Raw genomic sequence first — 19,058 nt, 5'->3', positions numbered from 1 at the left:
TATCATTTATCTCATTTACAAGACTTCTTTTAATAAATGATCTCCCAATTGATTGGTTATCCGAAATGAGTGTAGTTTTAAAAAACGCCCGGATTTTCTACGGGATTAGTTTGCCTGAAAATGGATAATCAACACGCCTGGTATATCTTAATTGATTTTTGGATGATTGACTAGTGAATAGTTCAGTATATGAATGCGTCTTTTACCTAGAACTTCTTCATAAGGAGGAAAGTCTTGGAGATAGAGTCGACAGGTAATCCATGACATTCTCCTAAAAAAACGATAAACTAAAAGATAAAAGGTCTTAGTAAAGTAAGGGGAATTAGTTATGAATTCAAAATGGTATGGCAATATAGGGAAAATCGTGATTCCAACGCCATTTGCTGTGGGCAATGTAAATGCGTATGTAATCAAAAGTGATGTGTTGACGTTAATAGATGCAGGTCCGAAAACAGATGAAGCATGGGAAGCTATGAAATCTGGACTTAGCCATTTGGGCTATTGTCCGGAAGATATTGAACAGGTTGTGTTAACGCATCATCATCCTGATCACGCGGGACTGCTTGACTATTTTTCACATGAGGTTCCTGTTTATGGTCACTCGTATAATCAGGATTGGCTCTTGCGAACAGAAGCTTTTTTCAAAAGACATGATGATTTTTATGCTGAGCTATTTTTGGAACTCGGTTTACCTCAACAGTTTCTTATTTTTTTAGACCGTTTACGGGCTCCATTGAAATGGATGTGTCAGCGCACATTAACAGGTGTATTACAAGAAGGAGATGCTATCCCGGGCTTGCAAGAATGGAAAGTAATTGAAACTTTAGGACATGCTCAAAGTCATCTGTCTTTTTATCGTGAAAAAGATGGAGTGTTAATAGCAGGCGATCATCTTATCGCACATATTTCCTCTAATCCTTTAATTGAGCCTGCGGAACAAATGGAGCAAGAACGACCAATGCCTCAAGTACAGTACAATGCCTCTCTACGTAAAATGCTAGAGTACGATATTTCGCTTGCCTTTAGTGGTCATGGTAGTGAGATTAACGCTGTACATGAACTTGTAAACAGACGTTTAGAGCGCCAGCACGTACGCGCCATGAAGGTGAGAGATATGCTGGTGGAAGAACCTAAAAGCTGTTTTGACATTTGCCAAAAATTATTTCCAGAAATATTTAAGAAGGAACTAGGCTTAACGATGTCGGAAACATTAGGTCAATTGGATTACTTACTAGATGTTGGAGAAGTTAGTGTTACACATAACGAGTACGGGGTAGCGATGTATTCAGCTTAAAAAGGAGGCAGCCCGCTGTGAAAGGGAAATATATAGTGATTACGGGAGCCTCAGGTGGGTTAGGTGCTTCCATTGCCTATGAATGTGCCAAGCAAGGTGGAAACGTTGTGTTGCTCGCTCGAAATAAGGAAAAGCTACAAGCGATTCAACAAGACCTTCATGAGAAATATAAGATAAAGGTTCAAATTTATTCCGTTGACGTCACTAATATCAATGAGGTTGAAAATATTTTTAGCTTAATTCGACAGGAATTACCGGCGATTGATGTATTAGTAAACAATGCCGGGTATGGGGTCTTTGATGATGCTGATGAGGCTCAATTTGAAGACATCAAAGGAATGTTTGATTTGAATGTACTCGGACTAATTTCATGTACAAAGCAAGTGTTACCGCTTATGAAGCAAAGAAGAGGCGGACAAATTATCAATATAGCTTCACAAGCCGGAAAACTAGCGACCCCTAAATCGAGTGCGTATGCAGCGACGAAGCACGCTGTCCTTGGTTATACCAACGCCTTACGCCTGGAGTTAAAGCCATTCGATGTCAAAGTAATGGCCGTTAACCCTGGACCCATTGCAACGAATTTCTTTGATGTTGCTGATCGGAACGGGAATTATCTTAAAAGTGTAGAAAAATGGATGCTAAAGCCTGAAGTAGTAGCGGGAAAAATCGTTTATTATATGTTTACGAATAAAAGAGAAATCAACTTGCCTAACTGGATGAATGTGATCAGTAAAGTTTATACAATAATGCCGAGTGTAGTTGAAAAACTAGGAGGCAAATCCTTTTATCAAAAATAACGCCACTTTTTTCTGAAACGTCAGAAAATGAGAGTGGCGTTTTCTTTTTGAAACCGATAGAATTCAATCTATTCTAATTTTTTTAATACGATCAAATTTTTGATTAGTGATTTTAACCAATAAATTTATTCTTTTCTACTTAAGCAATGATTTAGCTAATCAAATATTCATACACCACACCTTGAATGATTTCATGAAGATCTTGTGATTTGCTTTGAAGTTGCTTCTCGATGTGGTGAAAGAAGTCCTCCTAATCCTCTTCGTTTATAGGGAGAGAAGCCTCACTATGTCCATATTGTTGAAAGCATTGCACCACCATTTTCTTGAGAAACTGCCCCTCCATTTTGTTCACCACACATTGATTATACTTATTTTTCTTTCTTTCCAATAGGCTGTTTTCGCAAAGTTTGTTGCTTTTCGTATCAGTCTATTATCTATGATTTAGCTTAGATTCGTCTATTTTTGATGGAATTCAACAGTGAAATGAAAGATTTAATCAAAAATATGATGAAATAGCCACAATGTATACGAAAAGAGCCTTCCAATATGAATTTATTTAGATAACAGATGAATTTTTATTGTAAACGAACATATATTCGTATAAACTTTGGGTATAAATAATATTAGAACAAATGTTCTATTTGAGGGGGAGAACATGACAGTAGACTACAGTAGGCTACCACAACGGAAGATTTTATGCATCGATATGAAGAGCTTTTATGCCAGCTGTTCGGCCGTCATGAGGGGGTTAAATCCTCTTGAGTGTTATTTAGCAGTAGTTGGAGATCAGGAGCGGCAGGGCAGTATCGTGTTAGCAGCTTCTCCGAAACTGAAGAAGGAATTCGGGATTAAAACAGGTTCCCGTCTTTTTGAGATTCCAAATGATCCCCGTATTATTTTGGCGAATCCGAAAATGGCGACCTACATCCGAATATCGACAGAGATTACCCGTCTATTTCACCGCTACGTTCCGAAAGAAGCTATTCATACGTACTCAGTTGATGAAAGCTTTTTAGCGATTGATGGAGTGTCGACTTTATGGGGAGATGCTCATACGACTGCCGAGAAAATTAGATCAGATATAGAAAGAGAATTTCAGTTACCGTGTGCCATAGGGATTGGTCCTAATATGTTGCTTTCAAAGTTATGCTTAGATTTAGAGGCGAAAAAAACAGGAATTGCCGAATGGACGTATGAGGATGTTCAAACGAAGCTTTGGCCTGTGACGCCGCTGAGTGAAATGTGGGGAATTGGCAAAAGGGTAGAACGAACGTTAAACCGGATGGGGGTTTTTTCAATTGGTCAGCTTGCTCGCTACGACCTAAAAAAATTGGAAGTTAAATTTGGTGTAATGGGCAATCAGCTTCACTATCATGCATGGGGAGTGGATTTATCGGAAATTGGGGCCCCAATTATGGAAGGGCAAATTAGCTTTGGAAAAAGTCAAATTCTACTCAGAGATTATAAAAAGGAAGAAGAAATTAAGCATGTTATTTTAGAGATGTGTGAAGAAGTAGCACGCCGAGCACGGAATCATCAAAAGGCCGGACGAACGATTAGTTTCGGCTTAGGCTATAGTCAAGATGAATTTGGTGGTGGGTTTCATCGCTCTCGTTCAATTGAGCATCCGACGAATATTACGATGGAAATGTACCGGGTATGCCTTGAATTGTTTCATGAGCATTACGAAAAGAAAACCGTCCGGCAAATTTCGATATCGCTTTCGAATATTGTCGACGACGAATCACTGCAGCTTGATTTATTTCGTCCGGACTTAACGAAAAAACGAGAGCTGGGCTATGTGATGGATCGATTACGAAATCGGTATGGCTCTGGAGCAATTCTTCGAGCGGTTTCGTATACAAACGCAGGAACGGCAAGACACCGGGCCCGGTTAGTGGGCGGACATAGAGCCTAGAAAGGAGAGAGAAGGATGATTCGTGATCGCGGAAGAATGAAATGGACCTCGATGATGCTACCAGAGCACGTGAAGCTACTTCGAGACTGGTCAAAGGAAGATAGCTTCGAAAAGGAAAAAGAAATAGATGAACAGCAGCTAGAGGATTTAAACATCGTTGCTGCGGAAGCGATGGAATACGGGAAGTGTGTCACCATTACCCACTACACTAACAAGCGCTATGAATTACTGGTGGGCACGCTTCACTCCTGGGATGCCTACAGTGAAACGTTTCAGGTGATCGATCGTTTCGAGGCTAAGCATGAAGTTGCGCTCAAGCGCATCATCGATCTTCGTTTGAGTGATTAGAAATGTACTATCAAGGTTGTAAATCATAGAAATAATAGGGTTTGCGTTATCTTTTGTATTATTTCATATATAATTTTCAGAAAAATGTCTGAAACGATCCATTTTTAGTAGCTATTAGGTACAAACTATACAAAAAGAGACTTTGCATATTGTAATGCTGATACTTACAAATAGTTTTTGATAAATGGCTGTGTCGCAAAGTTTGTTGCTTTATCGTATCAGTTTATCATTTTGGATATAATTTTGTTTCGGGCATCATTTCGCCTGTTTTTGATGGAAATCAACAGTGAAATGGAGGGTTTAGTCAAAAATGAGATGAAAGAGCCACAATGTATACGAAAAACTCGATGGCAGCGCTCGCTTCACGCCGCCACCGCCTATCATGAAAATCCAGCCTAAAGACACAGAATAATCGTCTATCCCATTAATTAGCTGACCATACTGTTTACTAACAATACGACCAGTCCGAAGACTCTTTGGTGGATCTATCTCTAAGAGAGGATACCCTGTACGAAAAACTGGTTGTGACAGTTTAGAAGAACCGCCTATTGTGTTTTTTATCACGTATACAAAATTTTTTTACTACGTATCCTGTCACATGTATTGTCAATAAATTGCGAGGTGAAGCTTAAAATGGATGCCATGATGAATGAAAAATGATTCAATACCTAAAAAAGAAAGGATATAATTTCGAATTAACAGGACAACAGACAGCGTAAGTACTATAAAATTGTAGGATTAGTACAAGATCACTGGCCCCAAAAAATGTGAATATTGAGGGCTTAGTTTAGTTATGCTTCCTACCAATTGAGTTTTCATACAAAATGGATGCCATGATGAATGAAAAATGATTCAATACCTAAAAAAGAAAGGATATAATTTCGAATTAACAGGACAACAGACAGCGTAAGTACTATAAAATTGTAGGATTAGTACAAGATCACTGGCCCCAAAAAATGTGAATATTGAGGGCTTAGTTTAGTTATGCTTCCTACCAATTGAGTTTTCATACAAAGAGCCTTCTGGAAGACAAACGAGCCGCCAATTGACGACTCGTTTGTCTTTTTACTTATGTCCTTAAAATCACAATTTTTTGACTGTTACTATCTAAATGAAACCATTTAAGGGGAAATTCAGTCTTAGGAAACAGAACGTGGGAATAAAATGTTGTTCTCAAGATGAATATGCTGAAATAAATCGGATTCCAGCGCTTCGAGACGTTGATAAGCGAGCCGGTATGTTCCGCAAGCACCTGCCGGTGGTGTATAGTCATTCGTAATCTCACGCATTTGTTTTAGAATAGTGCCGGCTGTAGTATGCTCATGTTCCAATTCTTGTACAACAGCTAGTAGCTTTTGACGGTTTTGCTCAGTAGGGTTTTCTTCAAATTCTAAAATTAAAGGAAAGTCGATCGTTTCTTCTTTGCTGGTATGTTGTTCTAACTCAGCCTTTAGTTCATAAAAAAGCTTGTGAATTGTGACTAAGTGAGGATGTGTTGCTCCGTGAACTCTGTGTACTTTTGTTATATAAGGACTAAGAAGTGGTAATTCCTCGTTTAGATAGGCATGATGTTTTTGAATAATATACTCGATTAATTCACGTGAGCTAGAATGTTCCCAATCAATCGTGGCTTCACTTAAAGCAAACATTTGCTGATAAAGTTCGTTTAATTTTCCAAGTACTTCTCCTACGGAAAGATTTTTCTCTTGAATTGCTTCAATTAAGGGACGATTTCCACCACAACAAAAATCAATTCGATAGGTTTTAAATAGGTCGCTAGCTTTAGGGAATTTCGTTACAATTTCTGCCACTGTTTGGGAATCAGTTAATACTTGCTTCATGGATATACCTCCGATTTTTTAGTTTATGAGTGTAAAACAAGCTAGTCACAAAAGGAATGTGATTTGTATCAAAAAATAAGTTAAATTAGTAATCGACGATTAATAACGCTGTTTTTACAAAGGTTGTTGCTTCTCTGACCAGTCTATAAACGTTGATATCGCTTGGTTTCGGGTCATCTTTTCACATCATTTTTAACTCGAAATGAGGAAAGAAAAGAGTGTTTCCATCCTTTTTTGTATGCTACAGCAACAAAGTATGCGAAAAGAGCCATTAATAAAGAAGCTCATTTTGTAATTTTTCAAGATTGATTATATAGCATCCTTGTTTATCAAGTTCGATCAGTTTCTTTTTTCGTAGAGTATTTAAGGTTCGACTCACGGTTTCTCTCGTTGTTCCAATCATATTAGCGAGCTCACGATTGGTAAAGTTTGTGGTGATTTTATAAAGGTTTACACTGCATAGCGTACCATTCGATTTTGATAACCGAATCAAAAGCATAATGATTTGTTCATACGTATTATGAAGAATTTTTTCTTCTAAGCGATTTTGAAGATCCACGATTTTTTCTCCGAGAACTTTAAAGATTTTAATGCAAAGTTCCGGGTTTTTGATTAATACTTTTTCAAAATCGACAATCGGCATGACGATTAGTTGAGCCGTTTCAATGATTTCAGCATTTGCTGGAAACGTTCCTTTTCGAAAAAAACCCGCATGTGGAAACATTTCACCGGCTTGGAGAACGGATACAATCTGTTCTTTGCCCGCCGCATCATTTCGGTAAATTTTTACTTTTCCAGAATGAATAAAGAAAACCCGGTCGAGTACATCTTCTTGCATAAAAACAAGTGATTTTGGGTTAAAGGTTCTTGTGATCGAAATATCGACAAAGGGTATTAGTTCTTCGGTTGAGAGTTCTTTAAACAAAGGTACTGCTTGAAAATGGGCCTGGATATCATTCCATCTCATTACAATACCATCCTTTCTTATAGTAAGACTGTTTTCACAAAGTTTGTGGCTTTTCGTTAGTATACTAACTTTGATATCACATTGTTTCGAGGCATCATTTCGTCTATTTTAGATGGAAATCAACAACAAAATGAGGTCTTCCATCTAAAATTAGATGAAATAGTCACAATGTATACGAAAGGAGCTTTTCACAGCAACATCTATATGCTAAAAAGATCGATTTCGGGTCATCTTTCCTAATTTTTGGGACAAAATCACTTAGATTTTGCGGAGAGCTTTTGGGACATACACACACGCCGGTTCACTTTCTAAATAATCTCCTGTTAGGGCATAGGCTCTCGACCTAGATCCCCCACAGACGTTGCGAAACTCACATTTCCCACATTTCCCTTTGTAGGAGTCAGGATTTCGCAATTGTTTTAGAATCGGTGAATGACGATAAATTTCCGGTAGTGCGGTTTCCCTTACATTCCCTACTTTAATAGGGAGAAGCCCGCTAGGGTAGACGTCCCCGATATGAGAAATAAACACGAACCCATTTCCGTCATTTACTCCTCGAGGGGCACGACCTAGACCATCAATCTGACCGGTTTTACCAGAATGTAACGTATCCTCATATTGAATCCTTTTGTTTTGGTCTATATTTTTGCGCATCTTATCCTGAAGAACAACGCGTCGATAGTGCTGAGCGGCAGTTGTTTTTATATCAAATGGGACGCGTTGGCTTAATTGGTTGAGCCAACGGAAAACTTTTTCATGTTGAACAGGTGAAATCATATCCGTTTCTTTGCCCCGTCCGATAGGGACAAGGAAAAACACGCTCCAAAGAACACAGTCGAGCTTCTCAATGAGGGCTGCCATTTCATCTAAAACGTCCACGTTGTAGCGTGATATGACGGTGTTGATCTGTAGTGGAAGCTTAAGTTCATGAATATATTCAATGGCATTCATAGTTAAATCAAATGAACCGGAAGTGCCTCTAAAATGATCATGTATTTCAGCTGTTGGTCCATCTAAGCTAAAGGCCCATCTTGATAGCCCAATTTCTTTCGCTTTTTGAATGGCCTCTTTTGTCACGTTAGGAGTGGCACTCGGCGTCATCGATACGCGAACCCCTTTTTGGATGGCATAGGAGGCGATATCATAGACATCAGGTCTCATTAAAGGGTCTCCACCAGTGAAGACTAGGAGTGGATTATCCATTTCGAATATTGAATCGATTAATTTTTTTCCTTCTTCAAAGTTAAGTTCAAGTGGGTGACGCTTATATTGTGCCTCTGCACGACAATGAAGACAATGCAATTCGCAGGCTCTCGTTAATTCCCAAATCACAATAAATGGGTTTTCGTTAAAATCACGGTCAATCATTCTAAACCCTCCTAGACTAGATTATGTCTATAGTAAAAAAATACGAGAGAGTTGTAAGTGAACTACATCACATAGCTAATTGGAAAACGACAGGATGAGTCTATTATGCCCAAATAGTAGGGAGTGTAAGAGAAACTTTTTCCATTGCCTGCGATCAATAAGGAAGAAGAATGGGGCAATTTACTAGAGTATTTCTCTCTGCCTCTCTTCTAATCTGATTAGCGTTCATTTACGAAAGTATCAATTTTGATAGCTAAATTTTCATAATGATTGAATAATTCTGAACTCTCTTCATAAATACTTGGTGTCTCCGATGAATGAGAGGCTTCTTCAATTGGTATTTGAGCTAATACGTTCGTACCTAATTCATCTGCTAAAAGGCGACCTCCATCTTTTCCGAATAAATAATACTTCTTATCACTATCTATTGGTTGAAAGTAAGCCATGTTTTCTACTACGCCAAGAATTTCATGCTTGGCTTTAATGGCCATTGTGCCCGCTCTTTCTGCAACTAACGCAGCCGTTGCATGTGGGGTTGTCACGATTATCTCTTTACTTTGAGGAATATAGTGGTGCATATCTAGTGCGATATCCCCGGTACCAGGAGGCATATCTAATATACAATAGTCCAATTTCCCCCACATAACATCCTTGCTAAAATGTTCGACCATTTTCCCTAGCATAGGCCCTCTCCAAATAACTGGTTCATTATCCTTTATTAAAAATCCCATCGACATTACCTTCACTCCATGAGACTCAATCGGAATAATTTTTCCATTAAAAGTTTTGGGACGATTAGTGAGATTCATAATTTTAGGTATGCTAAATCCGTAGATATCTAGGTCAATAAGAGCTACACTTTTTCCTTGTCGTGCAAGAGCGATAGCAAGATTTACTGATACGGTCGATTTACCTACTCCGCCTTTTCCACTGGTTACTGCGATGACGTGACTTGATAACATAAATAACACCTCTTTATTAAATTTTGCGATGATGTCTCATTCGATGTGATGTACTTCACACTATAGATGGAAGAGTTTCATTACAATGAATGGAGTTGATACACCAGCAACTTATTAAAAATCTACCAAAGATAGAATTGTCGTGGTGTATAAAAAGTCACATGGGGGTGTTTCGGAATTATGAAACCATTAGAGCGCTCATTCTATTCTAAAACGAGCAAAAAAGCCTTTTTTATCATCTTGTTTCTCTTGCTAACGACTTGGATTGGGACTGAACAGTTTTCACATTTTGACATGGCATTAATGGGGTATCTCATTGCTTCCCTTATTTTTGCGGTTGGATTAACAATCAGAATGAGTTCGTGGTTATTGCGACCGGCTACCAAACAGGTAATTAAAAGAAGTCTTCACAATTTAACACAAAGAAGTCGAAAAAAACGAAATTTGATTTCCATTGGAAAAACAGCCTTTGAAAATATTTTTCTACAAAAATTTATTTTTAAAAGAGGCATGTATCGGGGAGTCCAACATTTCCTAATTGCTTGGGGATGCATCGGTTCATTCGCCATTACGTTTGGACTTACCTTTGGTTGGATGCACTTTGAGCTAGTAGATCCAGAGACATATGTCATTGTCGTCATGGGAATAGAAACGATCACTATGGCCGCTCACGGATTGTTTGCAGAAATGGTCTATAACGGATTAAATATTACTGCAACAATGGTGCTAGTTGGTGTTAGTATGGCCTTAACGAGGCGTATCGTAAACCAAGATGTCAAAGTCACCCAACGTGCTGAATTTGACTTATTTCCTTTATATATCTTATTAGCGGTTACGGTAACCGGACTCCTATTAACCGTATCCTATGTATTGCTAGATGGATGGATGCATCATTATATGACACTAATCCATCAAGTTACAGTGGTTGTTCTATTAGTCTACTTCCCATTTGGGAAACTGTATCATTTACCGATAAGACCACTAGCCACAGCGGTGCCGATGGATTATCAAGAAGAATGGCAAGTGGATACAAAGCCTTGTAAACAATGTGGAACTACGTATAGTTCGGATGACCAAATATTAGATGTGCAGGAAATTTTGGCTGCGCAGCAGTTCGATTTACAGCTTTCCGATGGAAGTTATTTATCTGATTATTGCCCAGCCTGCCGCAGGAGAATTCGGGTGATGAAACAACTCAATTTACCATCGAAGGTAAATGAAAAAGAGAAACCAATCTCTACGATAAATGGTATGCATCTATCGGGCTTTAGCAAGAAAAGAACCGAAGATTACTATGAATTTCCTGAACATGTTCAAAAAGAGATAGAAAAGTACAAAGAAGTGGGAGGAACCAAAAAATGAGTCAATTTATCGCAAAAGAAGGTGTCAAAAACCTTCATAAACCAGGAGAAAAGCTAATCACTACTCATTGCTGTTATTGTGGCATGCAATGTGGTATGCATATACGAGTGAATGAAAAGTCAGGAAAAGTTGTGGGAGTAGAGCCTCGCTATGATTGGCCGGTTACTAAGGGGAAAATGTGTCCGAAAGGCGTTACAGCCTATCAAACGATTGATCATGAGGATCGAATATTAAAACCACTAATCAAGAAGAATGGTGAATTTGTAGAGTCATCTTGGGAAGAAGCACTCGACTTAATTGAAAAGAATTTTAAAAAGCTACAAGCAGAAAGTGGGAAAGATGCACTGTCCGTTTTTGGTGGAGTCTCAATGACCAATGAAAAATGTTATTTAGTAGGAAAATACGCAAGAGTCGCGCTTGGCACAAGATTTATTGATTATAACGGTCGCTTTTGCATGAGTTCTGCAGCAGGGGGATTCTTAAAAACATTAGGAATGGACAGAGGTTCCACTTTACCGTGGCCAGAACTAGAACATACGGATTGTTTTTTTATCGCAGGGTCGAATACTGCGGAATGTCACCCAACGAGTATCCAATGGCTTTGGAAAGCGAAGGATAAAGGGGCGAAATTAATCGTTGTCGATCCGCGTGAAACACCAACCGCCAGAGTAGCTGATGTTCATCTAGATTTAAAACCAGGGACAGATTCTGCGTTAGCAAACGGGATGCTACATATCATTATAAAAGAAGGATATGTAGATCAAGAGTATGTGGAGAAGAGGTGCAATAATTTTGAAGAATTGAAGCAAAATGTGGAAAAATTCACTCCAGCCTATACATCGGAGATTACAGGCGTTTCAGTAGAAAAAATTATTAAAGCTGCTCATATATATGGCATGTCGCCTCGGTCCGTTGTCATGTTTGCACGAGGAGTGGAACAACAATCCAAAGGGGTCGATAATGTTTCGCTGTATACATCTATGGCATTACTACGAGGCCAGATTGGGAAGTTCGCTTCAGGTGTTGCTACATTCACGGGTCAAGGAAATGGTCAAGGAGGAAGAGAGCATGGGCAAAAGTCAGACTTACTACCAGGCTATCGGAAATTAACTGATCCTGCAGCTGTTGACTATATTTCCAGCGTGTGGGGAATCGATCCAAGTGAAATGCCAGCCCCAGGGGTATCCGCATATGAAATGTTTGATGAAATTCAAAAAGGAGCCATTCGTGGTATGCATGTCATTTGTAGCAACCCGGCTGTATCCGCACCCAATCTTGAACATATTTGGAACGGATTTAGAAAGTTAGACTTTCTAGTGGTTAGTGATTTCTTTTTATCAGAAACCGCGCAATTTGCCGATGTCGTGCTACCTGCGACGAGCTGGGCAGAAGATGAAGGGACAACGACCAACTTAGAAGGTCGTGTGATTCGAATCCGCAAAGTAAGTGAACCTCTTGGTGAGTCACAACCGGATTGGAAAATATTCCAAATGATCGCAGATAGAATGGAAAGAGGCAAGTATTTTCCCTATGAAAATGCAAGCGATATTTATGAAGAGTTACGCATTGCAACAAAAGGTGGAAAAGCAGATTATTACGGGATTACATGGGATCGAATTGACAAAGAAGATGGGGTATTCTGGCCTTGTCCATCTGAAGATCATCCTGGTACACCGACGATGTTTATCGAATCCTTTGGAACACCGGATGGAAAAGCAAATTTGGCAGCAGTGGAGTGGAAAGAAGCAGGAGAAGTACCTACAAAAGAGTTTCCCTTGTTTTTAACGACAGGTCGTGTTGTGTTTCATTATTTGACAGGAAATCAAACAAGAAGAGTCGATTTTCTCATGGAGCAGTGCCCAGAACCATTCGCAGAAATGCATCCAGCACTAGCTAGTCAGTACCGACTACAGGACGGAGAGCTCGTCAAGTTAACAACCCCAAGATCTCATATGATTGTTAAAACGAAGATTACGAAGGCCATTCGAAGAGATACGGTATTTGTTCCTTATCATTGGGGAGAAGAGTTAGCGGTCAATCAATTAACAAGTGATTGTCTCGATCCGATGTCTAGAATGCCAGAGTTTAAGGTATGCTCACTTAAACTCGAAAAAATCTAGGAGTGAACCGTTAAATAGGAGGGAGAAATAATCATGAATAAAATAATGTACTTAGAATTTGAAAGATGCATTGGTTGTCGAGCGTGTCAAGCAGCCTGTCGTGAATGCGGAGATCATGATGCAAAAGAGCGTAACTATGTTGAATACATTGACTTTACCGAAAGTCGGCAAACATATCCGATGTTGTGTATGCAATGTAAAGACCCTGCATGTGCGAGGGTATGTCCAGCGAACGCTATCCAAATAACTGAAGAAGGTGTCGTACTATCGGCGATGGAAGAAAAATGTATCGGCTGCCGGAACTGTACATTTGGCTGTCCATTCGGAATTCCTAAGTTTGATTTTGAAGAAAATAAAATGTACAAATGTGACATGTGCTATGACCGTTCCAAGTTTGACATCGCACCAATGTGTGCATCGGTATGTCCAAGTGATGCGATCCGCTTTATTGATTTTGACGAAATGCAGCAATTGCGTCGCAAGCGTGCGCAAATGAATTTAGTAGAGGGGAAAAAACCACAAGAAGGAAACAAATGGGATTTCGTCCCGGAATTCTTTGGTGTTTATACGGATTAAAGAAAAGAAAGGAAGAGTATCCTCATGTCGAAGGAAAAAGTCAAAAAAGACCAGAAACAGACCAATGGAGATATGATTAATTTAATAGATAACCTGAACCGGGATGAAGACCTCAAATTTAATCGGCGATCCTTTTTGAAATCAGCTGTTGGGGCTTCTATTACCATCGGTTTAGCAACGATTCCTTTCTCTGCTTTGGCATTAAGCGAAAAAGAGGAAGAGGTTAATCGGAAATATATTGGCAGACTATCAGAAATTCCAAAAGATAGTTCGAAAAACTTCAATTACCCAACCGAGGATGAACCCGCTATCTTAGTTCATACAAAAGAGGGGGAGTTGAAAGCGTATAACAGCAAATGTACGCATTTACAATGTCCTGTTTTTTATGAAAAAGAAGAGTCAGTTCTGCTGTGTCCATGTCATCGTGGCTTTTTTAGCGTAGAAAGTGGTCACCCGATGGCGGGTCCACCGCAAAGGGAATTACCAATGATTGCAATAGAAGTAAAAGATGGGTCTGTTTATGCGGTCGGAAGGATGGTACGACATGGGTAAGAAAGGCTATTGGCTTCTTATTTTTCTTACGCTTGCCGTCAATGTAGTGATGCTTCAATGGACCATTGAAGCGTATTTTGGAGAAGAGTACGAGCATGTATGGGTGTATACTAGTGTAAGTGTTGTGGCATCAATCGTTTGTTTTATCGCCTTCTTGGGTTGGAGAAAACAAGAGTATAAATAAAACTGTTTTCTCAAAATGATAGGGTTAATAGTAATAATGTATACGAAAAGATCCATAAATTAAGGCTGAAAGGAGCGTGTCGGATAGAGATTGTGAATCTCTTTCCAACACGCTCCTTTTTGTGACTCATAAAAAACTAGAGTGATCATTTTACCACTCATTTGTCGCTTCGATGGTTAATGAAGTCCCTTTAAAGGTTCGTTCTCCAAAGAGCGTAATCACCGTACATTTCGATATCACAGCACTGTTCTCATTCTTTTGATAACCGACAAACAGGCCAGTTGCCAGCTCTAGTTGATTTTCATCAAGGATTCTTACTTTCTTTCCTTCTAAAGTCTTCAGTTTGGCTTGTTGTAAAAAGTCGATCCACTTGTGCCAATTGGTAAGGATATAGGCACCTTCCCCATTTTTTAAATATCCTAACAGACTGTTAGTGTCATCATAAACTGCGCTCAAGTCTTCAATCAAATTTGAAAGAACTTGGTGAATTCTCGCATATTGTTCTAGGTTCAATTGGGGAGAAAATTCCAACGTTAATTTACAACGAGAAGAATCAATGATAGCGTTAATAAGAATTGTACTTTTTTCATTTAACACATATTGATTCTTTTTTTTGATGAACTTTTGATTGATTAATGAATCCTCAATGAATGAAGATGATGGTACATCTAAATGAACTGAAAACATGGAAAAATCCCTCCTGGTAAATAGGTTGTGAACTTTATCACTACACACTGCTTGTTTACTCTTTATTATAAGAGTATCAATTCTATCGGGGTGTGATGTACATTACTCTGATTGCTATCAAAATATCAATTTAATAGAGAGGAAGAGTTTCATTGAATGAACGTTATTCAAGGCAAATCCTTTTTAAACCAATAGGAACAATGGGCCAAGCCAATTTAATAAAAAAACACGTGCTTATATTAGGTGCTGGTGCGCTTGGAACTTCAAATGCAGAAATCCTTGTACGAGCAGGGGTTGGAAAACTCACCATTATCGATCGAGATTATGTGGAATGGAGTAATCTGCAACGACAACAGTTATATACAGAAGATGATGCACGACTGCAATTACCTAAAGTGGTTGCAGCGAAACGCCGATTACGTGAAGTGAATTCAAATGTAGACATTGAAGCCTTAGTAATGGATGCAACCGCTCAGTCGCTGCCTCCGTTACTAAGTGGAGTAGATCTCATCCTCGATTCGACCGATAACTTTGACATTCGGATGATTCTCAATGATTTGGCAAATCAATTTGGGATTCCCTGGATTTATGGTTCTTGTGTCGGAAGTGCGGGAATGAGCTATACGATATGGCCTGGTGAAACCCCTTGTTTTCATTGTTTGTTAGAAAAAGTGCCATTACAAGGGGCGACATGTGATACAGCAGGAATTATTTCACCTGCCGTCCAAATGGTCACAGTACACCAAACAACAGAAGCATTTAAAATTCTTGTCGAGGATAAAAAAGCCTTACGAAAAGGATTCATGACCTTTGATCTATGGAATAATCAGTATTACACCATGAATGTGGAAAAAGCAAAGAAGATCGACTGCCCTTCTTGTGGAGAAAATCCGTCCTATCCCTATTTGAAAGTTGAAAATCAAACCAAAACGACCGTACTATGTGGTAGAGAAGCGGTTCAAATACGAACGAATCAGCAAGACATCAATTTAGTAGAACTTGAAAAAAAACTAAGAAGTGTCGGAGAAACGAAGAGAAACGATTATTTATTATCCCTTCAATATCAAACCTATCGCTTAGTCTTTTTTAAGGATGGCCGGACGCTTATTCACGGAATTAAGGATATCGAAAAAGCAAAGAGTCTGTATTATCAATTAATTGGATAATGAGAGGAGATAGTTCAGCTTGATCAAAAGAAGGAATCCCATCAAAGTACATGAAGCAATTGAACAAGTTATGATGTTTGCAATAAAGGGAGAAAGAGAAGAAGTTTCCATTCATAACGCTCTTGGCAGGTTCTTAGCAACTGACTTACGTGCAGATCATGATGTTCCTTCCTTTAATCGATCACCATATGACGGATTTGCGGTTTTCGCAGAGGACACGAAATCGGCTTCAAGCACCAGTCCGATCACATTAAAGGTGGTTGGTGAAATTGGAGCAGGTAGCGTATTTGAAGGGAACGTGGAAAGAGGACAAGCAGTTAGAATTATGACAGGTGCCCAAATTCCTTCAGGATGCGATGCGGTTGTAATGTTAGAGTTAGCCCGTTCTTATCAGGTAGACAATCAAAATTGGGTGGATATTAACCGTTCCTATAAAAAGGGGGATAATATCTCCTTTAAAGGCGAAGAAACTAAAAAGGGCAGTATTCTCGTTCCAAAGGGAACACCTATTAACCCTGGCATCATTGCCTTGCTTGCTACTTTTGGCTACAGTAAGATTCCTGTTGGTAAAAGACCGAAAATAGGAGTCATTGCGACTGGAAGTGAGTTATTAACGATTGATGAGCCATTACAGCCTGGGAAAATTAGAAACAGCAATACGTATATGGCCTTAGCTCAAATAGAACGTGCAGGTGGAGAAGGAATTTACTTTGGGCAATTCGAAGATAATGTAGAGACTTGTTATAAGAAAGTAAAGGATGCATTGAAAGAAGTTGACTTACTGATTACAACAGGTGGAGTGTCGGTGGGGGACTATGACTATCTACCTGACATTTATAAAAAAATAAAGGCTAAAGTGCTTTTTAACAAGATTGGGATGAGGCCTGGCAGTGTGACAACCGTTGCTGAAAAGGACGGGAAATTACTATTTGGGTTGTCTGGTAATCCTTCTGCTTGTTATGTAGGGTTTGAATTACTTGCTCGTCCCATCATTCGTACCTACATTGGGAATCCAAATCCTTATTTGAAGAAAGTCAAGGGGTATCTAGGAGTCGATTTTACAAAGCCCAATCCCTTCACACGATTTATTCGTGGATCCATCGCTTATGAAGAGGGGAAGTTAGTTGCCTATCCTTCTGGACTAGACAAATCTAGTGTCGTGTCGTCTTTAGCTTATGCCAGCGTTTTCATTGAGCTTCCGGGTGGAACAAGAGGATATGAAAGGGGTAGGGAAGTAGCGATTCACCTATTAGAGGATCAAGACGGGCAAAGCAAGTTTGATTTGCCCTCAAAATGAATGTAAGGACTGATTGATTTGGAACAATTTGAAGTGATAAGTACACCGATAGAGGTAAAAGAAGTGATAAAGAAAGTAGAGAGAAGAGAAGCAGGAGCGATCACCACGTTCATTGGAACAGTAAGAGAATGGACACAAGATAAACGGACGGTTTATTTAGAATACCAAGCCTATGTTCCGATGGCTGTAAAAAAATTAGCTCAAATTGGCGAAGAAGCAAAAGTGCAGTGGCCCGATGTAAAGATGGCGATTACGCACCGAATCGGTCGACTGGACATATCTGATATCGCCGTTGTTATCGCCGTTTCTTCTCCTCATCGAAAAGTAGCATATGAAGCAAATGAATATGCCATTGAACGAATTAAAGAAATGGTTCCGATTTGGAAAAAGGAACATTGGGAAGATGGCGAAACCTGGATTGGAGACCAACGAGAGAAAACACGGTATCCTAACGGGGAACCAGATGAAAAGGATGGTGTATAATGATAAAGGTTCTATTATTTGCTCATCTTCAAGAAGAAGTAGGAGAAAATGAGATCATGATACAGGAAGAAGGCATGAGTGTTGTTCAACTGAAAAATTGGCTACAAGACCATTATCAAGTATCAGGTGCTCGCAATGTCATGGTTGCAATAAATGAAGAATACGCAAACGATGATGATAAGATCGTATCTGGAGATATCGTGGCCATAATTCCTCCCGTTAGTGGCGGATAATAAGAGCGTCATCTATTTTATTGTACAAGCAACAGTAGAAAAAAGCTCCACCGTATGAGAGAAAGCCATTCATACAGTGGAGCTTTTTATTGTTGATTTAGGCTGTTTTCACAAAAATCGTTGCTTTTGGAACCAGTCAATAAACGATGAGATAGTATTGTATTGGGGGATCTTTTTGCCTCTTTTTGATGGGAATCAACGGCAATAGGGAGAATTCCATCTAAAGTTAGTTGAAATAGCAACAATATAGACGAAAAGAACCCTATTAAAGGACTATTGAAAAAAATTTTGAGAGTCTAACAATAGCAGACTTGCGTTTTTCTTATGATGGATGAACAAAATCGAGTAATCTATTCTTTTCTTCATCCGATAATAGGTTTTCAGCCATTGGGAAAAGAACCTGTTCTTCTTTTAAAAAGTGAGAAGTTAAAATGTGGTAAGCTTCGATGACAAGGTGGCATTGAGTATTAATTGCATCAAGTGTTACAATTGTATCGAGCGATTCCGTATTAGTTAAAAACATTGTCATACATCTTTTTGCTTCATGATGTTCATATTCCATTACAGCGAGAGGTCCTTCATGGCGATTAATATAGGCAGCCATCATCGTAAAAAGACATTCTTCTTCCTTTTCAGCATGAGATTCAAGACTTTCAAAAAATAGAAAAGCCTGAGAACGAAGCATTTGTAGTCTAGTTAATTTCTCTTTTTCAGAAGTGATCTCTAAAATGGTACTGGCTTCTTGAAAGAGAGCAAATTTTTGATCATTTAAGGGCCCATGTTCATTTTTTAACGTTTGTAAAGCTATACATAACGGAACATCTTCTCGTGAATTAATAAAATTGTGACAAGACATTATAGATTATTCCTCCTTGAATTGAGCATAACCATCACTCATAT

General features: G+C 39.0%; 20 protein-coding genes. 13 read left to right on the top strand and 7 right to left on the bottom strand.

The features are described from left to right. The first annotated feature begins 328 nt into the window (after positions 1–328). The gene (locus tag U8D43_RS04775) at positions 329–1,294 is read left to right on the top strand and encodes an MBL fold metallo-hydrolase (protein ID WP_335869850.1); all 966 of its coding nucleotides are present in this window, start codon (positions 329–331) and stop codon (positions 1,292–1,294) included. Between the two features lie 17 nt (positions 1,295–1,311). Beyond that, positions 1,312–2,094 carry an SDR family NAD(P)-dependent oxidoreductase gene (locus U8D43_RS04770; protein WP_335869849.1) on the top strand — a complete coding sequence of 261 codons (783 nt, stop codon included), beginning with the start codon at positions 1,312–1,314 and terminating at the stop codon, positions 2,092–2,094. Between the two features lie 250 nt (positions 2,095–2,344). Here the strand turns inward: U8D43_RS04770 and U8D43_RS21155 are convergent, their stop codons facing one another. After that, positions 2,345–2,437 (bottom strand): YqzH family protein, encoded by a 93-nt coding sequence (locus U8D43_RS21155; protein ID WP_503626972.1) that lies wholly within the window; start codon positions 2,435–2,437, stop codon positions 2,345–2,347. Between the two features lie 312 nt (positions 2,438–2,749). Here U8D43_RS21155 and U8D43_RS04765 point away from each other — a divergent pair, with 312 nt between their 5' ends. Together U8D43_RS04765 and U8D43_RS04760 are read left to right on the top strand one after the other, a co-directional pair. Then, positions 2,750–4,012 carry a Y-family DNA polymerase gene (locus U8D43_RS04765; protein WP_335869848.1) on the top strand — a complete coding sequence of 421 codons (1,263 nt, stop codon included), beginning with the start codon at positions 2,750–2,752 and terminating at the stop codon, positions 4,010–4,012. 15 nt (positions 4,013–4,027) lie between these two features. After that, positions 4,028–4,360 carry a YolD-like family protein gene (locus tag U8D43_RS04760; protein WP_335869847.1) on the top strand — a complete coding sequence of 111 codons (333 nt, stop codon included), beginning with the start codon at positions 4,028–4,030 and terminating at the stop codon, positions 4,358–4,360. Between the two features lie 1,139 nt (positions 4,361–5,499). Here U8D43_RS04760 and ric read toward each other — a convergent pair. The 4 genes from ric to U8D43_RS04740 form a co-directional block, all read right to left on the bottom strand. Then, positions 5,500–6,201 (bottom strand): iron-sulfur cluster repair di-iron protein, encoded by a 702-nt coding sequence (gene ric / locus U8D43_RS04755; RefSeq protein WP_335869846.1) that lies wholly within the window; start codon positions 6,199–6,201, stop codon positions 5,500–5,502. 271 nt (positions 6,202–6,472) lie between these two features. Beyond that, positions 6,473–7,168, bottom strand: a complete 696-nt coding sequence (locus U8D43_RS04750; protein WP_335869844.1) for a Crp/Fnr family transcriptional regulator — start codon at positions 7,166–7,168, stop codon at positions 6,473–6,475. Positions 7,169–7,426: 258 nt separating this feature from the next. Further along, the gene (locus U8D43_RS04745; protein ID WP_335869843.1) at positions 7,427–8,536 is read right to left on the bottom strand and encodes a TIGR04053 family radical SAM/SPASM domain-containing protein; all 1,110 of its coding nucleotides are present in this window, start codon (positions 8,534–8,536) and stop codon (positions 7,427–7,429) included. Between the two features lie 218 nt (positions 8,537–8,754). Then, positions 8,755–9,498, bottom strand: a complete 744-nt coding sequence (locus tag U8D43_RS04740; RefSeq protein ID WP_442893553.1) for an Mrp/NBP35 family ATP-binding protein — start codon at positions 9,496–9,498, stop codon at positions 8,755–8,757. 180 nt (positions 9,499–9,678) lie between these two features. Here U8D43_RS04740 and U8D43_RS04735 point away from each other — a divergent pair, with 180 nt between their 5' ends. From U8D43_RS04735 to U8D43_RS04715, 5 genes are read left to right on the top strand one after another with little or no spacing between them, the layout of a single operon-like run. Further along, positions 9,679–10,860, top strand: a complete 1,182-nt coding sequence (locus U8D43_RS04735) for an MFS transporter (RefSeq protein WP_335869842.1) — start codon at positions 9,679–9,681, stop codon at positions 10,858–10,860. Further along, positions 10,857–12,980, top strand: coding sequence for a formate dehydrogenase subunit alpha (gene fdhF, locus U8D43_RS04730; RefSeq protein WP_335869841.1), 2,124 nt, complete (start codon positions 10,857–10,859; stop codon positions 12,978–12,980). Before U8D43_RS04735 ends, fdhF begins: the two co-directional genes overlap by 4 nt. Positions 12,981–13,013: 33 nt before the next feature. Beyond that, positions 13,014–13,556 carry a 4Fe-4S dicluster domain-containing protein gene (locus U8D43_RS04725; RefSeq protein WP_335869840.1) on the top strand — a complete coding sequence of 181 codons (543 nt, stop codon included), beginning with the start codon at positions 13,014–13,016 and terminating at the stop codon, positions 13,554–13,556. Between the two features lie 24 nt (positions 13,557–13,580). After that, a complete protein-coding gene (locus U8D43_RS04720) occupies positions 13,581–14,108 on the top strand; it encodes a QcrA and Rieske domain-containing protein (protein ID WP_335869839.1) in 528 nt (175 codons plus the stop codon). Continuing rightward, the gene (locus U8D43_RS04715; protein WP_335869838.1) at positions 14,101–14,292 is read left to right on the top strand and encodes a hypothetical protein; all 192 of its coding nucleotides are present in this window, start codon (positions 14,101–14,103) and stop codon (positions 14,290–14,292) included. The genes U8D43_RS04720 and U8D43_RS04715 overlap by 8 nt, the downstream gene beginning before the upstream one ends. A 150-nt stretch (positions 14,293–14,442) precedes the next feature. On the opposite strand, the gene U8D43_RS04710 is transcribed toward U8D43_RS04715, so the two are convergent. Continuing rightward, positions 14,443–14,979: a hypothetical protein gene (locus U8D43_RS04710; RefSeq protein ID WP_335869837.1), complete on the bottom strand. Its 537-nt coding sequence runs from the start codon at positions 14,977–14,979 to the stop codon at positions 14,443–14,445. Positions 14,980–15,131: 152 nt separating this feature from the next. Between U8D43_RS04710 and U8D43_RS04705 the strand changes: the two genes are divergently transcribed. The 4 genes from U8D43_RS04705 to moaD are packed head-to-tail and all read left to right on the top strand — an operon-like array spanning position 15,132 to position 18,158. Then, positions 15,132–16,145, top strand: coding sequence for a thiazole biosynthesis adenylyltransferase ThiF (locus U8D43_RS04705; RefSeq protein ID WP_335869836.1), 1,014 nt, complete (start codon positions 15,132–15,134; stop codon positions 16,143–16,145). A gap of 22 nt (positions 16,146–16,167) precedes the next feature. Next, the gene (locus U8D43_RS04700) at positions 16,168–17,442 is read left to right on the top strand and encodes a molybdopterin molybdotransferase MoeA (protein WP_335869859.1); all 1,275 of its coding nucleotides are present in this window, start codon (positions 16,168–16,170) and stop codon (positions 17,440–17,442) included. Positions 17,443–17,460: 18 nt separating this feature from the next. Further along, the gene (locus tag U8D43_RS04695; protein WP_335869835.1) at positions 17,461–17,925 is read left to right on the top strand and encodes a molybdenum cofactor biosynthesis protein MoaE; all 465 of its coding nucleotides are present in this window, start codon (positions 17,461–17,463) and stop codon (positions 17,923–17,925) included. After that, the gene (gene moaD, locus U8D43_RS04690; RefSeq protein WP_335869834.1) at positions 17,925–18,158 is read left to right on the top strand and encodes a molybdopterin converting factor subunit 1; all 234 of its coding nucleotides are present in this window, start codon (positions 17,925–17,927) and stop codon (positions 18,156–18,158) included. The genes U8D43_RS04695 and moaD overlap by 1 nt, the downstream gene beginning before the upstream one ends. 322 nt (positions 18,159–18,480) lie before the next feature. Here moaD and U8D43_RS04685 read toward each other — a convergent pair whose 3' ends face one another. Beyond that, positions 18,481–19,014 carry a hemerythrin domain-containing protein gene (locus U8D43_RS04685; RefSeq protein ID WP_335869833.1) on the bottom strand — a complete coding sequence of 178 codons (534 nt, stop codon included), beginning with the start codon at positions 19,012–19,014 and terminating at the stop codon, positions 18,481–18,483. Between the last annotated feature and the right edge of the window lie 44 nt (positions 19,015–19,058).

It is taken from the genome of Bacillus sp. 2205SS5-2, from assembly GCF_037024155.1.
GTDB lineage: Bacteria > Bacillota > Bacilli > Bacillales > Bacillaceae_K > Bacillus_CI.
The sequence above is the reverse complement of the archived record's forward strand: the minus strand, read 5'-3'. Positions and strand labels throughout refer to the sequence as shown.

Excerpts from the sequence above, each read along its gene's own strand:
- U8D43_RS04775 (WP_335869850.1), top strand. The coding sequence starts at position 329 with ATGAATTCAAAATGGTATGGCAATATAGGGAAAATCGTGATTCCAACG.
- U8D43_RS21155 (WP_503626972.1), bottom strand. The coding sequence starts at position 2,437 with ATGGAGGGGCAGTTTCTCAAGAAAATGGTGGTGCAATGCTTTCAACAA.
- U8D43_RS04765 (WP_335869848.1), top strand. The coding sequence starts at position 2,750 with ATGACAGTAGACTACAGTAGGCTACCACAACGGAAGATTTTATGCATC.
- U8D43_RS04760 (WP_335869847.1), top strand. The coding sequence starts at position 4,028 with ATGATTCGTGATCGCGGAAGAATGAAATGGACCTCGATGATGCTACCA.
- ric (WP_335869846.1), bottom strand. The coding sequence starts at position 6,201 with ATGAAGCAAGTATTAACTGATTCCCAAACAGTGGCAGAAATTGTAACG.
- U8D43_RS04750 (WP_335869844.1), bottom strand. The coding sequence starts at position 7,168 with ATGAGATGGAATGATATCCAGGCCCATTTTCAAGCAGTACCTTTGTTT.
- U8D43_RS04745 (WP_335869843.1), bottom strand. The coding sequence starts at position 8,536 with ATGATTGACCGTGATTTTAACGAAAACCCATTTATTGTGATTTGGGAA.
- U8D43_RS04740 (WP_442893553.1), bottom strand. The coding sequence starts at position 9,498 with ATGTTATCAAGTCACGTCATCGCAGTAACCAGTGGAAAAGGCGGAGTA.
- U8D43_RS04735 (WP_335869842.1), top strand. The coding sequence starts at position 9,679 with ATGAAACCATTAGAGCGCTCATTCTATTCTAAAACGAGCAAAAAAGCC.
- fdhF (WP_335869841.1), top strand. The coding sequence starts at position 10,857 with ATGAGTCAATTTATCGCAAAAGAAGGTGTCAAAAACCTTCATAAACCA.
- U8D43_RS04725 (WP_335869840.1), top strand. The coding sequence starts at position 13,014 with ATGAATAAAATAATGTACTTAGAATTTGAAAGATGCATTGGTTGTCGA.
- U8D43_RS04720 (WP_335869839.1), top strand. The coding sequence starts at position 13,581 with ATGTCGAAGGAAAAAGTCAAAAAAGACCAGAAACAGACCAATGGAGAT.
- U8D43_RS04715 (WP_335869838.1), top strand. The coding sequence starts at position 14,101 with ATGGGTAAGAAAGGCTATTGGCTTCTTATTTTTCTTACGCTTGCCGTC.
- U8D43_RS04710 (WP_335869837.1), bottom strand. The coding sequence starts at position 14,979 with ATGTTTTCAGTTCATTTAGATGTACCATCATCTTCATTCATTGAGGAT.
- moaD (WP_335869834.1), top strand. The coding sequence starts at position 17,925 with ATGATAAAGGTTCTATTATTTGCTCATCTTCAAGAAGAAGTAGGAGAA.
- U8D43_RS04685 (WP_335869833.1), bottom strand. The coding sequence starts at position 19,014 with ATGTCTTGTCACAATTTTATTAATTCACGAGAAGATGTTCCGTTATGT.